Raw genomic sequence first — 13819 nt, 5'->3', positions numbered from 1 at the left:
TGCAGGCACGTCGTGTCGCCTCCATCTGGCACCGACAACTCGGTTTCCTGCCGATTTCTTCGCTCCAGCCAGGCCGTGCGCTCTTCCTCGGTAAAGCCGCTCATCGTTATCTTCCCTTGACAGACAGGCGCCGCAACTGGTGCTGAGTTGAACCGGCGTGATATCGTGCCTGCGTGGTTCTTCAGAATTTGGCCACGTCGCTCATTGTAGTGCATCTTTCCTTGATGGATACCAACTCAGATTGAAGTGCCTTTCTCCCACTTGCAGCGGTGGCTTTGATCTTCTGGAGCATATTCTTAGGCGCGTCGGATATCATTTGATCATCAGCCCCTGAATCGCGGGCGACCTCGAACATGACTGTCGCCAACGCAGAGATGCCGGAGCGTTGGTTTTGTGGAGCATTCTTGACCATGACGGCGTAAAAGCCACCACATTCCAAAGCCCCCTCCATAACCACGGTCTGCTCTTCGGAACGACCTGTTGTGGCGATGTGTGCTTGGGCAATTGCATGAGCGGTTTCGACAGATGCGGCGGCCTCATGCTTTGCAACCTCGACTGCGGCATCGGCCTTCTTCGTTTCGACCTTCTCAATCGTCTTAGCTAGGTCCGAAGCGATGGCGGCGTTAGAAGCGGCACGGACCTTTTCGCGTTCCAATGCGGCGCTCTCCATCGTGGTCGTCATCTCGGCGATTTTTCCCGTGACAGCAATCTTCGCTTCCGCATCCACTTTGGCAATATCCGTGGCCGCGCCAGCAACAATGCGCGTGGACTCAACGGCTGCCTTGTTTTTGTCAATCGCGATTTCGGCACTCTTTTCGATCGCGAGACGATCTGTCTGCGCTGTCACCTTGGTCACTTCGATGGTTGTCGCAGCGTCGATTTTCTTCTCTTCCAACCCCAGAGCCATTTCCTTTGCACTGAGTTCGCCATTTGTCTGAATTCTCAGACGTTCATTTTCCGCATGGATTTTCGCTAATTCTAACGCGTGCTCGCGGTCTGCTGCTATCGTCGCACGCATCGCGGCCTCTGCTTCTTTTCTCCTTGCTTCAGCTTCGAGCGCTTCTTTGCGCTCGGCGTCCGCCTTCTTAGCCGCTACCCAATCGACACGCACGTCCTCTGCTTCGTAGACGAGGTCTCGGCATTGTTGGGTGAGGGCGCGCACTTTTGAGCGTGCGTTCATGGGGCTCAGTTGAAGCTCGTCTTCAAACTCGGCACTGATATCTCGAACGGCCCGGCGCCGGTCGGCATCCATCCCCTCATCGCCCAAAAGGAATTTGAGAGCACCCTTGGTCGAAACGCGCATGGTTGCCAGGCCATCGACAGAGTGGCCAGCGTCGTGGGCCACGTCGAGTTTGGCAACGCACGCGGTCATTTCTTCCACAAGCTCAAAGCGCACGTCCGGTTGAGAGGCGTATGCAATCGTCGTGGACGCGAGCAGCAATTTTATTGAGAAAGCGAAATGAAACTTGCGCATAGCTAATGCCCCCTACTTTGTTATTCGCTTTTAAGTTGGGTGCATTTAAAAGTTCGCATACTGGCAAGGTTAAAATTCCGCTAGAGGCGACTTCTCTCACTATCTCCCTGAATCAAGTGCATCGCGGATATGCAGACGCCGCCTCCTATTTCGAAGTTCAGAGACGACGCCCGCACGTAGCCGCCGCAGGGCAGGCCTTCATTATCGCCAAATTGGGGAGGACCAGCACACGGTAGCTCTAGTGGCGCCCGCCGGCCTTCAAAATCCGGTCGTTTTGTCATGAGAGTGCCAGCTAATTCGCCCCTCTTTCAATACGAGTTGGATCGGCTTGACGACGGCGCTCGCGTCAAAATCGCTCCATGTTGCTGGTCGAGGGTGCAGAAAATTAGCTGGGGTAGCGCTCCATCGCGAGAGTGCATGGTCAAAATTTCTGCGCTCACCATCAGGCCCGACCTGTGCACCCTGCGGATCGCGGCGTTCAGAATGCGCATCGCCTCAGCCAGGTGCTCCTCGGCTTCAGCTCGTTCCTCGAGTGTCGAAAGTTCTATGTCCATTCGTCGACTATGGCGGATGGCGCAGACTCCCACAACATCTAGCCCATCACCGCCAATATCGAGCGATGGCAAGAGTGGTTGACCGAATGGAGCGCCAGCGCTTAAGCTCAGCGCCGTAAGGTCTAATCTTCTGCAACGCCCCGCGGCCTATTGGGTTGCGGGGCTTTTTTCGTTTTTAGGGTCTGACAGACACGTCAGCCTCCGCGGCAGCTTTCAGAAAGGCTTCTCGGGCAATCTCTGCATCCGATTTTCCCTGGAGAACCAACAGGCAAGCGGCTTTCGCCCTCTTCAAAGCCTTCCCCCGATCCATTGGCCAGTGCTCGAGCAGCACCCGCGCTGCTTCGGCCGTAGACGATATCGTCAGATACACTCCGAGCTTTTCGGTTTCGAAGATGACCGGGAGGCTCCATTCGCCTCTGTCCATGCTTTCCTCCACGCAAAACAAAGGCCCCGCCAGGAGCGGGGCAGGTGGAAAAGATAGAGTGAACGTGCTGGGGAACGCACAGCCGGAGATGTTGTTCCCCTAGAGCGAATTTATAATCGGCGCCGGCCGCCCGGTAAAGCGGGAGCTGTTGATGTCCCGGCTGACCCGGTGCATCTGCATCTGGCCGTCCAGGTGGTGCCCGAGGATGCCCCTCAGGTTCTCCTTCGGCGTTGCCGGATTCAGCCACCCCTCAAAAACGTCAGGATCCAGGATGACAGGCATCCGGTCGTGGATCTGGCTGATGGGTGCGATCGACGGTGCCGTTATGATGGTGCAGCTGGTCACGTCGAGCTTGCTGTTATGGGCCCAGAGGCCGGCAAAGGCGAAGGGTTTATCGCCCGGCATCTGGATAAGCCATGGGTCCTTGCCGCCGTCCTCGGCCTTGGTCCACTCATAGAAGCCATCTGCAGGAATGAGGCACCGGCGCATCTTGAATGCGTCCCGAAATGCAGGCGAGGTATCGACGGTCTCGATCCTCGCGTTGAACATCGCGGCTTTGGGCATCTCCTTAGCCCAGTGAGGCACGAGCCACCACCGGCCGTCATCGACGATCTGGTTGCCGTCGTCGTCCATGCGGACAAACGGGACGGTCTGGGTCGGGGCGATGTTATAGCGCGCCTCGGTGTTGCGGATCAGGTATTTGTCCGTCAGGCGATAGAGCGCCACCAGTTCGCGCCATGACAGCATCTGCGTGAAGCGGCCGCACATGCAAGCACCTCAAATCGAGAAGAAAAGATATCGAGCCAGCGGCGGCCCAACGGCTATGATGGCACATGCAAGAAGCGAGACCACGATTAAGTACGTGGAGGGGCTGTGCGGGATCATTTCGGCCCCCGGAGGACGAGGCCGTTGGAATCTGCGATGGCAATCCTGCGATGAAGGTCCGCGTCGGCAAGATGCGCAAGAACCCGGTGATCGGATATCGACGCAACGGCGACGCAGACCTCCTCCAGGTCCCATCCGGCCTCTATCGCCTGATCGACGAGCCGAAAAACTTCAACCTCCAAGGCGGCCTCACAGTCAGTGAGGCGGTCGGGATGGTCCGGGCTGCGCTTTGGTCCCGAGATTGGCATGACTTCCTCCGAAAAAGGAGGATAGGGCGGCGCGGTCAGGCCGGCAAGATAGCGTCGGTACGCGTCGATCGGCATCGTAGGCGACCGGTTCCATTCCCGACCGCGGCCTTCCGTCCAATGTGCGTGCGTGCCGAGGGCGAGCACGTTAGATTAGAAGGCAAGATCGGACCAGTTCTCCTTGGTGTCAGGAGCTAGACCGCCCGTCATTGATTGCCGTTCGGCTTCTGTCAGTGCAGATAGAGGAAGGACTGTGACCACCAGCGTATTCATGTCGATGCGCAGAACGCTATCCGTCTTCGCTGCGGCCCTGATCAGGCGCCCGAGGTCGGCTTGGCGCAGTAGTGCAGATCGGGTCATGAGCTCCCTTCCGGTTTGCTGGCTCGGATGAATGCAAATGAACGCATCCGGTAGCCGGGCGGATTTCCGAATCGGCGCTGGCGGAAATGTGCCCGTGGGGCATATCTATAAGCCCAACTGCGGCGGTCGAGGCCTCAAAGAGTGTGATCCTACCGCGCTCTCAAAGGTGGTCTGTTAGGTGGACCGGGAAAGACAATCAAGCCTTAAGCACCTGAAAAACCAGCGTTCTTAGAAAAAAATTGGTGCCCCCACCAGGACTCGAACCCGGGACCCCCTGATTACAAATCAGGTGCTCTACCAACTGAGCTATAAGGGCACACAGCGAGGGAGTTAGCATATTCTCCGGCGCTGTAAAGGGGAAAGGGCGTGGGTCAGATCGACCAGTTGCTGTCCAGCGCGGTTATGGGGACGATTTCCTGGCAGCGCATGATGGAGCGGGGCAGGTTTTCCGCCAGGTGATCGATGAGGGCGCGCACGGCCGGCAGCATGCCGTGGCGGGAGGTGAAGACGGCGTGCACGGTGGATTCCGCGCTCGACCATTCCGGCAGCACCGGTGTCAGGAAGCCGCTGCGGAAGCCGCGCTCCACGATCATGTCCGGCAACAGGGCAAGGCCGATGCCCTCGATCGTCGCCCGTTCCAGCACGCTGAAATCCGAGCACAGCAGCACGGGGGAATGGGAGACGTCGTGGACGTCGCCGTTCCGGTGGTGGAGCGTCCAGATCGCCCGGGCGCTGTTTTCCTGCATGGAGAGCGTCGGCACGCGGCCGATCGCCTCCAGGTCGATCGGCCCGTGCCGCTCCAGGAAGCGCGGGCTCGCCGCAAGATGGCGCCGCGTGCCGGCGAAGCGACGCACGATCAGCGACTGGTCCGTGTCGTAGCCGTCGCGCACGCGCAGCGCGATGTCGATGCGCTCCTCGATGAGGTCGACGGCGCGGCCGGTGGTGAGGATGGACAGGCGCACCCCGGGATAGCGCTTCATGAAGCCGGGCAGCACGTCGGCCACCATGGGCGCGAAGCCCGGCGGCATCGACAGGCGCACGGTGCCGGCGGGCTCGGCCTTGGCGACCGCGACCACCGCTTCCGCCGCCTCGACGCCGGAAAGCACCGCCTCGCAGCGCTCGTAGAAGGACTGGCCGATATCCGTGATCGCGAGCTTGCGGGTGGAGCGCTCGATCAGGCGCACGCCGAGCTGCTCCTCGAGGGCGGCGACACGCTTGCTGATCTTGGACTTCGGCACGGACAGCGCATTGGCCGCCGCGGTAAAACCCTTGTGCCGCACCACGGCGGCGTAGAGCGCGAGATCGTTCAGGTCCTGCATGGGATATCTCCGGCGGTTTTGCGAATTATTGTTTCCCGGGTGAAACAGTCAATTGGATTTTTGCCGTCTAATCGCTCGATTGTTTTCGGAACATATCTCTTGCACCCAAACCGAAACGAAGGTGCAGACCCATGAACATCCTCCATATCGACTCCGGCATTCTCGGCGATCATTCCGTCTCCCGCCGCCTGACGGCCGCCGTCGCCGCCCAGATCAAGGCCGAACAGCCGGCCGCCGCCGTTACCTATCGCGACCTTGTCGCCAATGCGCTGCCGCACCTGTCCGGCGCCCATCTGATGGCCGTCAATGCGAAGCCGGAAGAGGTCGACGCCCAGATTGCCGCCGAGGTCGCCGAAAGCAAGGTGGTGCTCGACGAGTTCCTCGCCGCCGACACGATCATCCTCGGCGTGCCCATGTACAATTTCTCTCTGCCGAGCCAGCTGAAGGCCTGGATCGACCGCGTCGCCGTCACCGGCAAGACGTTCCGCTACACCGCCGAAGGCCCGGAAGGCCTCGCCAAGGGCAAGAAGGTCATCGTCGTCTCCACCCGCGGCGGCCACTATTCCGCAGGCCCGGCGGCGGCCATGGACCACCAGGAAAGCTACCTGAGGGCCGTGCTCGGTTTCCTCGGCATCACGGATGTGGAAGTGGTGCGCGCCGAAGGCCTGAACCTCAGCCCCGATTCGAAGATCGAGGCGATTTCCGAGGCCGAGCGCACCATCAACGATCGCGGCGCCCTGAAGCTTGCCAGCTAGGCGTCGTCCTTCGACATCGAAGGGCCCGCCGGTGGAAGCCGGCGGGCCCTTTGCGTTTGGCTCAGCCCAGGAGATGGCGCTGCGTGGCGTAGAGCGCGATCGCCGCGGCGTTCGACACGTTCAGCGACTTGATCGCGCCGGGCATGTCGAGCCGGGCGAGCGCCTTGCAGGTGGCGCGCGTCTTCTGCCGCAGGCCCTTGCCCTCCGCGCCCATGACGAGCGCGATGCGTTCGCCCGACAGCGTGCCTTCCAGCGGCGCCGGGCCCTCCGAATCGAGGCCGATCGTCAGGAAGCCGAGCTTGTGCAGCTCCTCCAGCGCGTCGGAGAGATTGGTGACCTGGATATAGGGGATGAGTTCCAGCGCGCCGGAGGCCGTCTTGGCGAGCACGCCCGATTCGGTCGGCGAGTGGCGCTGTGTCGTGATGACGGCGCCGGCATTGAAGGCGACGGCCGAGCGCATGATGGCGCCGACATTGTGCGGATCGGTCACCTGGTCGAGGACGAGCAGCAGTGGGCTGTCCTTCAGCGCCTCCAGGCGGCGCACCGGCAGGGGTCGCGTCTCCAGCATCACGCCCTGGTGGATCGCCTCCGGGCCGAGCACCTTGTCGAGGTCGGACGGCAGCACGGTCTCGACCGGAAAGGGCAGGGTGGAGAAATCCGGCAGCTCCAGCCGCTGGGCGGCGTTCTGGCTCACCGAGAGCTTGACGATCCTGCGCTGCGGATTGTCGAGCGCGGCGCGCACCGTGTGCAGGCCGTAGAGATGGACCTGGTCGGGCGCCGGGGTGGGGGCCTTCCAGCCGTCCGCCGGCTTGCGGCGGCGGTCGTCCTTCGGCGTCGGGATCTCGCCGCGTTCGCGCCGCTGGTCGCGGTGCGCGCGGCGCAGCTTGGCGTAATGGGTGTCTTTCGCGGACTTGCCGCCGGGATCGTCTTTGCTCATGCGGCCTTATAGAGCATGTCGCGCGCAACGCGCAAACGGGGCGTCCGGCCGCCGGCTGGGGACGATGATGTTTTTCGCAATTTTTTCCGTGGCCTCGTGTTGACAGGACGATTTGTGCCCGTCATATACGCCGCCAGATCGAAGGCGCCGCCCGCGAGGCGCTGCCAGCCGGTCGATACTGGTCGCTTGATCCCGACGGAATATGGAGGGATGCCCGAGTGGTTAAAGGGGACGGACTGTAAATCCGTTGGCTCAGCCTACGTTGGTTCAAATCCAACTCCCTCCACCATTCCGTCAGACGGATCAAGACCCCCGCGGGTATAGCTCAATGGTAGAGCAGCAGCCTTCCAAGCTGAATACGCGGGTTCGATTCCCGCTACCCGCTCCATTTTCCGGCTTCATGAAAAACAATCAGCGCTTCTGTCTAAGGCCCTGCCTTGAAAAAGCGATTCCGCATTGCGATTTAACGTCTATCCGGCTTGCCCCAGCCCGTTTCCGGCATAATTCTCCCGTGCATTTAAGGCTTGCGCATTCGTTGCGAAAGCCTTAAACGCCTGCCAAACCGGACGGGCCGGTTAGCCCAACTTTCGTTCAGTAGGAATAAAAACATGGCAAAAGGTAAGTTTGAGCGCAACAAGCCTCACGTAAACATCGGCACGATCGGCCACGTTGACCATGGCAAGACGTCGCTGACGGCAGCGATCACGAAGTATTTCGGCGAGTTCAAGGCGTATGACCAGATCGACGCCGCTCCGGAAGAAAAGGCCCGCGGCATCACCATCTCGACGGCACATGTCGAGTACGAGACGCCGAACCGCCACTATGCGCATGTCGACTGCCCCGGCCACGCCGACTACGTCAAGAACATGATCACCGGCGCTGCCCAGATGGACGGCGCGATCCTGGTCTGCTCTGCCGCCGACGGCCCGATGCCGCAGACGCGCGAGCACATCCTGCTCGCCCGCCAGGTCGGCGTTCCGGCGATCGTCGTGTTCCTCAACAAGGTCGACCAGGTCGACGACGCGGAACTGCTCGAACTCGTCGAACTGGAAGTTCGCGAACTTCTGTCGTCCTACGACTTCCCGGGCGACGACATCCCGATCATCAAGGGCTCGGCTCTGGCCGCTCTCGAAGATTCGGACAAGAAGATCGGCGAAGACGCGATCCGCGAGCTGATGGCTGCCGTCGACGCCTACATCCCGACGCCGGAGCGTCCGATCGACCAGCCGTTCCTGATGCCGATCGAAGACGTGTTCTCGATCTCGGGCCGCGGCACGGTCGTGACCGGTCGCGTCGAGCGCGGCATCGTCAAGGTCGGTGAGGAAATCGAGATCGTCGGCATCCGCCCGACGACGAAGACGACCTGCACGGGCGTGGAAATGTTCCGCAAGCTGCTCGACCAGGGCCAGGCCGGCGACAACATCGGTGCGCTTCTGCGCGGCGTCACGCGTGACGGCGTCGAGCGTGGCCAGATCCTGTGCAAGCCGGGTTCGGTCAAGCCGCACAAGAAGTTCATGGCCGAAGCCTACATCCTGACGAAGGAAGAAGGCGGCCGTCATACGCCGTTCTTCACGAACTACCGTCCGCAGTTCTACTTCCGCACGACGGACGTGACGGGCATCGTCTCGCTGCCGGAAGGCACGGAAATGGTCATGCCGGGCGACAACGTCACGGTTGAAGTCGAGCTGATCGTTCCGATCGCGATGGAAGAAAAGCTGCGCTTCGCCATCCGCGAAGGCGGCCGCACCGTCGGCGCCGGCATCGTCGCCTCGATCGTCGAGTAACGCTTGCTGACGATGGCGTAAGCTTGCCGACGGAATCAAAAGTGTGCAAATGGCGCGCAAGCGCGATTTGCACACGGCGCCGGCATCGTTGCCTCGATCGTCGAGTAATTTTCGGGTCAATGACCTGATGAGAGCCCCGCGGGAAACCGCGGGGCTTCTGCTTTGAAATGCCGGGCTTTTTTAGCTCTTCGCGATAACTCGCCAATCCTGGGGATGGAGGCGGGCGGCGCTTGCGGGTAGATTTGCCGCGTCGCCTGGAGCGGCATGGCCTGACGGGCGATGAGCCGCGGGCCCGGCGCCGAGGGATCGTTTCGATCCGGTGTATTGCGGCGGCGCCCCGGCATGCGGCAGGCCTCGGGCCGTGCCGTGCGCATCACGGCAATCAGACGCGGACCCGAAACACCATGAACGCTCTTGCAGGCGCAGCGCGCGCAGCATGCGCTCTCTCGATGATTCTCGCGATCCTGCCGGCGGGCGCGGCGAGGGCGCAGGAGTCCCTCCTCATCTGGTCCCCGGCGAAGATGTCCAGCTATGCCTACCGCCTGCGCCTCGGCGCCAGGACCGCGACCGCGGCCGGCGTGAGCGGCGGCGTCGACCTCTCGCTTACCGCGTCGTCGACGGGGCGGATCCGCGACACGCGGGACAATGCGCGGCTCTGGGCGGAACTGCACGGGGCAGGGCCGTCCGGGGCGCAGCGCAACGTGGCAGCCGGCTATAACCCGTTGACCGGGCGCGTTTCGGCGAGCGTCGGCCTGTCGCGGCTGTGGATGGCGACGCCCTCCATCGACATCGTCCTGGCGCCGGCGGTCTCCGCCGATGCCAATATGCACGAAGGCGATCCCGGCAGCGTGCGCATGACGCAGCAGGCCCGCCTCCAGGCGCTGCATACCGGCACCGCCTTCGTCGCCACCGGTTCGGCGGCCAGCGGCCAGGAGCGGATCGGTGCGGAGTTCGCCATCGAGCAGCGCGTCTTCGACGGCCTCGACCTGCGCGCCTCCGTGCGCCGGCGCGATACGGTGCTGACCGGCGCGGTCAGGGCGCAGCTGCATTTCGACTGGTAGGCGGGGTAAGGGAAGGGCCGGGCCGCTAAGTTGTGAAAAAATCTCGTCTTTGGGCTTGCCAAGTCGGCCCGTGCGCCGTAAAGACGCCATGCCTTGCCGGCGACGGGTGTTTCCCCGCCGGGCGGCAGGCGTCTAGGGGTATAGCTCAGTTGGTAGAGCGGCGGTCTCCAAAACCGCAGGTCGGGGGTTCGAGCCCCTCTGCCCCTGCCATCCTCACCGGACAGCGCGGACCACTTGCAGCGACGGGGCGGATGGCATGGCGGCGTTTGCCGTCATAATTCGTTAAAAGTCCGGTTGCCTCTTGTGAAAAAGAGAATCGGGCTTTATGTAGGGCAAAACAGACACGCGGTGCGTGGGGCTGATAATTCAGCTTTACGTGCCGTAATGGCGTGGACATTCAATGGCATCGAAAACAAATCCGATTGCGTTTCTGCAGCAGGTTCGCTCCGAGACGGCGAAAGTGACTTGGCCTTCGCGGCGCGAGACGATGATCTCGACCGTCATGGTCTTCGTCATGGTTTTCCTGGCTGCAGTGTTCTTCTTCGCTGCGGACCAGTTGATGGGCTGGCTGATCGGCCTCGTCCTCAGCGCCAGCGCCTGATTGGTTGGAGATGAACATGGCTTCCCGTTGGTACATCGTCCACGCCTATTCGAATTTCGAGAAGAAGGTCGCAGAGGACATCGAGAACAAGGCGCGCCAGAAGGGCCTTGATCACCTCTTCGAAAAGATTCTCGTGCCGACCGAGAAGGTTGTCGAGGTGCGTCGTGGCCGCAAGGTCGACGCCGAGCGCAAGTTCTTCCCCGGCTACGTGCTGGTGCGGGCGAACCTGACCGACGAGGCATACCACCTGATCAAGAACACGCCGAAGGTCACGGGCTTCCTCGGTTCCGACAATAAGCCGGTTCCGATCCCTGACAGCGAGGCCGAACGCATCCTGGCGCAGGTCCAGGACGGCGTCGATCGTCCGAAGCCCTCGGTCTCCTTCGAGATCGGCGAGCAGGTCCGCGTCTCCGACGGCCCGTTCGCCTCGTTCAACGGCACCGTGCAGGATGTCGACGAGGAGCGGTCGCGCCTCAAGGTGGAAGTGTCGATCTTCGGCAGAGCCACCCCGGTCGAACTGGAATACGCCCAGGTCGAGAAAATCTGATTTTTGGGCGGTGCCTCCGGGCGCTGCTTGAGGGAAATCCAATCCTCTCATCGAGGGTTGGTGGCGGAAGTTTCCGCCGATCGCGTGGAAGGGCAGGCGGCCTGTAGCCGGGCGCCCCGTCCGCACCACGCAACCGCAGCCGCCGGTCTTTTGGCCGGCATCACGGGCCGGGCGACCGGCCGCATTCTGAAAGGCAGAGAGAAATGGCTAAGAAAGTTGCAGGCCAGCTCAAGCTTCAGGTCAAGGCAGGATCGGCAAACCCGTCCCCGCCGATCGGCCCGGCGCTTGGTCAGCGTGGCATTAACATCATGGAATTCTGCAAGTCGTTCAACGCAGCGACGCAGGAAATGGAAAAGGGTATGCCGATCCCGGTCGTCATCACCTACTACCAGGACAAGTCCTTCACGTTCGTGATGAAGCAGCCGCCGGTGACCTACTTCCTCAAGAAGGAAGCCAAGATCACGTCCGGCTCGAAGACCCCCGGCAAGGGCGGTGCCATCGGCAAGCTCACCAAGGCTCAGATCCAGTCGATCGCCGAAGCCAAGATGAAGGATCTCAACGCCGCCGATATCGAAGGCGCGATGGCAATGGTCGAGGGCTCCGCCCGCGCCATGGGCCTGGAAGTGGTGGGTTAAGACCATGGCCAAGATTGCAAAGCGTCTCCAGAAGATCCGTGAAGGCATCGACCCGACCAAGCTCGTTGCCCTGTCCGACGCCATCGCCCTCGTCAAGGAGCGTGCGACCGCCAAGTTCGACGAGACCGTCGAAGTCGCCATGAACCTCGGCGTCGACCCGCGCCACGCTGACCAGATGGTCCGCGGCGTGGTCAACCTGCCGAACGGCACCGGCCGCGACGTTCGCGTCGCCGTCTTCGCCCGTGGCGCCAAGGCTGACGAAGCCAAGGCCGCCGGTGCGGACATCGTCGGCGCCGAAGACCTGGTCGAGATCGTCCAGGGCGGCAAGATCGAGTTCGACCGCTGCATCGCCACCCCGGACATGATGCCGCTCGTCGGCCGTCTCGGCAAGGTTCTCGGCCCGCGCGGCATGATGCCGAACCCCAAGGTCGGCACCGTCACCATGGACGTCGCCGGCGCCGTCAAGGCATCCAAGGGCGGCGCTGTCGAGTTCCGCGTCGAGAAGGCCGGTATCATCCATGCCGGCATCGGCAAGGCTTCCTTCGACGCCAAGGCCCTGGAAGAGAACATCAAGGCTTTCGCCGACGCCGTCATCAAGGCAAAGCCGACCGGCGCCAAGGGCAACTACGTCAAGCGCGTCGCCATCTCTTCGACGATGGGCCCGGGCGTCAAGATCGACCCGTCGACGGTCGCTTAATTCCGGTTCGGCTCCGGCCGAACCGCAACAGAATTCCCGGCCTTGTCTGGCCGGGGATTTCCGGGGCAACCCGGAACTCCTGTCCGAGATTGCAGGTGGTTATCCCTTAATCACTTTAGCCTGCATGAGACGGGGTGAGACCTGGATTTCTTCCGCGTCGGATGACGCCGAAATTCGGTTCGAACCTACCTTACCTTGTGTCGCGGCCATTCGGTCGAGCGCGGGGGGACAGGATCCTCGAGCGTCGCTCGGGATCCCTTTTGAAGCGGATCCCTGGCGGCAAAGGTAAACCCGGCAGGTCCCGTGAGAAGTCACGGTCCTGTCAACTGGAGATAGGCACAGTGGAAAGAGCGGAAAAACGCGAATTCGTCACGGAGCTGAACGAAGTCTTCAAGGCTTCCGGTTCGGTTGTCGTGGCCCGCTACGCCGGCATCACCGTCGCACAGATGAACGATCTTCGTACGAAGATGCGTGCGGCCGGTGGCACCGTCAAGGTCGCGAAGAACCGCCTGGCCAAAATTGCCCTTCAGGGTACGGAGTCGGAAGGGATGTCTGATCTCTTCCAGGGTCAGACGCTCATTGCATATGCAAATGATCCGATGATCGCTCCGAAGGTAGCCATGGATTTCGCCAGGACCAACGACAAGCTCGTTGTTCTCGGTGGCGCCATGGGTGCGACCACACTCGACGCAGAAGCAGTCAAGTCGCTTGCGACCCTGCCTTCGCTCGACGAGCTTCGTGCAAAGCTGCTGGGCCTCCTTGCAGCCCCGGCCACGCGCGTCGCCACGGTCGTTGCAGCACCGGCAAGCCAGCTTGCCCGCGTGTTCGCAGCCTACGCCAAGAAGGACGAAGCCGCTTGAGGCGGTTTTTCGCTGTAAATCAAACTAACCAGTTCGAACCGAATATAAGGAACTATGACAATGGCTGATCTCGCAAAGATCGTTGAAGACCTCTCCGCTCTGACCGTTCTGGAAGCTGCTGAGCTTTCCAAGCTGCTCGAAGAGAAGTGGGGCGTCTCGGCTGCTGCTCCCGTAGCTGTCGCTGCTGTCGGCGGCGGCGCTGCTGCTGCTCCGGCTGAAGAAGAAAAGACCGAATTCGACGTTATCCTCGTTGACGCTGGCGCCAACAAGATCAACGTCATCAAGGAAGTCCGCGCCATCACCGGCCTCGGCCTCAAGGAAGCCAAGGACCTCGTCGAAGGCGCTCCGAAGCCGGTCAAGGAAGCCGTCTCGAAGGGCGAAGCTGCCGACCTCAAGAAGAAGCTTGAGGACGCTGGCGCGAAGGTCGACGTCAAGTAATACCGGAATGCGATGGGGGAGGGTGAAAACCCTCTCCCATTGATGATTCCTCCGAACTGATTACCCAAAAGCCGCGAAAACCGGCTTTTGGGTAATGGGTTCTTCAAGAGGATGGTCTTCCACCGAGCGACTGGCAATCCGGCCCGTCAACCGGCAGGCGAGACGAGATTGAACCAACCCATTGGTCGACGGGATCGACTGGCCAGCGAACCCCGTCCGTTGCAGGCCCGGATGCAAATTTGA

General features: G+C 61.6%; 16 protein-coding genes and 4 tRNA genes. 12 read left to right on the top strand and 8 right to left on the bottom strand.

The window, feature by feature from the left end:
* Positions 1-181: 181 nt before the first annotated feature.
* The 7 genes from AB3G45_RS17615 to AB3G45_RS17585 form a co-directional block, all read right to left on the bottom strand.
* The gene (locus tag AB3G45_RS17615) at positions 182-1474 is read right to left on the bottom strand and encodes a hypothetical protein (protein ID WP_367831769.1); all 1293 of its coding nucleotides are present in this window, start codon (positions 1472-1474) and stop codon (positions 182-184) included.
* 729 nt (positions 1475-2203) lie between these two features.
* Positions 2204-2452 (bottom strand): DUF982 domain-containing protein, encoded by a 249-nt coding sequence (locus AB3G45_RS17610; RefSeq protein ID WP_367831768.1) that lies wholly within the window; start codon positions 2450-2452, stop codon positions 2204-2206.
* Between the two features lie 99 nt (positions 2453-2551).
* Positions 2552-3220, bottom strand: coding sequence for an SOS response-associated peptidase (locus tag AB3G45_RS17605; protein WP_367831767.1), 669 nt, complete (start codon positions 3218-3220; stop codon positions 2552-2554).
* Positions 3221-3333: 113 nt separating this feature from the next.
* Entirely contained in the window at positions 3334-3660 is a 327-nt protein-coding gene (locus AB3G45_RS17600) for a hypothetical protein (RefSeq protein WP_367831766.1), read from the bottom strand.
* A gap of 75 nt (positions 3661-3735) precedes the next feature.
* Entirely contained in the window at positions 3736-3942 is a 207-nt protein-coding gene (locus AB3G45_RS17595) for a hypothetical protein (protein WP_367831765.1), read from the bottom strand.
* Between the two features lie 240 nt (positions 3943-4182).
* A tRNA-Thr gene (locus AB3G45_RS17590) sits at positions 4183-4258 on the bottom strand.
* Between the two features lie 55 nt (positions 4259-4313).
* Positions 4314-5261: a LysR family transcriptional regulator gene (locus tag AB3G45_RS17585; RefSeq protein ID WP_367831764.1), complete on the bottom strand. Its 948-nt coding sequence runs from the start codon at positions 5259-5261 to the stop codon at positions 4314-4316.
* Positions 5262-5392: 131 nt separating this feature from the next.
* Here AB3G45_RS17585 and AB3G45_RS17580 point away from each other — a divergent pair, with 131 nt between their 5' ends.
* A complete protein-coding gene (locus AB3G45_RS17580) occupies positions 5393-6016 on the top strand; it encodes an FMN-dependent NADH-azoreductase (RefSeq protein ID WP_367831763.1) in 624 nt (207 codons plus the stop codon).
* A 61-nt stretch (positions 6017-6077) separates the two neighbouring features.
* On the opposite strand, the gene rlmB is transcribed toward AB3G45_RS17580, so the two are convergent.
* On the bottom strand, positions 6078-6953 hold the full coding sequence (gene rlmB, locus AB3G45_RS17575) for a 23S rRNA (guanosine(2251)-2'-O)-methyltransferase RlmB (protein WP_367831762.1): 876 nt from the start codon (positions 6951-6953) through the stop codon (positions 6078-6080).
* Positions 6954-7157: 204 nt separating this feature from the next.
* Here rlmB and AB3G45_RS17570 point away from each other — a divergent pair.
* From AB3G45_RS17570 to rplL, 11 genes are all read left to right on the top strand, one after another.
* A tRNA-Tyr gene (locus tag AB3G45_RS17570) sits at positions 7158-7242 on the top strand.
* Positions 7243-7267: 25 nt separating this feature from the next.
* Positions 7268-7341, top strand: a tRNA-Gly gene (locus AB3G45_RS17565).
* A 220-nt stretch (positions 7342-7561) separates the two neighbouring features.
* A complete protein-coding gene (gene tuf / locus AB3G45_RS17560; protein WP_367831751.1) occupies positions 7562-8737 on the top strand; it encodes an elongation factor Tu in 1176 nt (391 codons plus the stop codon).
* A gap of 404 nt (positions 8738-9141) precedes the next feature.
* A complete protein-coding gene (locus AB3G45_RS17555) occupies positions 9142-9798 on the top strand; it encodes a hypothetical protein (RefSeq protein ID WP_367831761.1) in 657 nt (218 codons plus the stop codon).
* Positions 9799-9932: 134 nt separating this feature from the next.
* Positions 9933-10008: transfer RNA gene (locus tag AB3G45_RS17550), tRNA-Trp, on the top strand.
* 190 nt (positions 10009-10198) lie between these two features.
* A complete protein-coding gene (secE, locus tag AB3G45_RS17545; RefSeq protein ID WP_024270434.1) occupies positions 10199-10399 on the top strand; it encodes a preprotein translocase subunit SecE in 201 nt (66 codons plus the stop codon).
* 16 nt (positions 10400-10415) lie between these two features.
* Entirely contained in the window at positions 10416-10946 is a 531-nt protein-coding gene (gene nusG, locus AB3G45_RS17540) for a transcription termination/antitermination protein NusG (RefSeq protein WP_367831760.1), read from the top strand.
* Positions 10947-11149: 203 nt separating this feature from the next.
* Positions 11150-11581 carry a 50S ribosomal protein L11 gene (gene rplK / locus AB3G45_RS17535; RefSeq protein ID WP_367831759.1) on the top strand — a complete coding sequence of 144 codons (432 nt, stop codon included), beginning with the start codon at positions 11150-11152 and terminating at the stop codon, positions 11579-11581.
* Positions 11582-11585: 4 nt separating this feature from the next.
* Positions 11586-12278, top strand: coding sequence for a 50S ribosomal protein L1 (gene rplA / locus AB3G45_RS17530; RefSeq protein ID WP_367831758.1), 693 nt, complete (start codon positions 11586-11588; stop codon positions 12276-12278).
* A gap of 341 nt (positions 12279-12619) precedes the next feature.
* The gene (rplJ, locus tag AB3G45_RS17525) at positions 12620-13138 is read left to right on the top strand and encodes a 50S ribosomal protein L10 (RefSeq protein WP_367831757.1); all 519 of its coding nucleotides are present in this window, start codon (positions 12620-12622) and stop codon (positions 13136-13138) included.
* 60 nt (positions 13139-13198) lie between these two features.
* Positions 13199-13576 carry a 50S ribosomal protein L7/L12 gene (rplL, locus tag AB3G45_RS17520; RefSeq protein WP_367831756.1) on the top strand — a complete coding sequence of 126 codons (378 nt, stop codon included), beginning with the start codon at positions 13199-13201 and terminating at the stop codon, positions 13574-13576.
* The last annotated feature ends 243 nt before the right edge of the window (positions 13577-13819 follow it).

This window comes from Shinella sp. S4-D37 (genome assembly GCF_040812195.1).
GTDB lineage: Bacteria > Pseudomonadota > Alphaproteobacteria > Rhizobiales > Rhizobiaceae > Shinella.
Note: the sequence above shows the minus strand (reverse complement) of the source record. Positions and strands in the feature narration are given on the sequence as shown.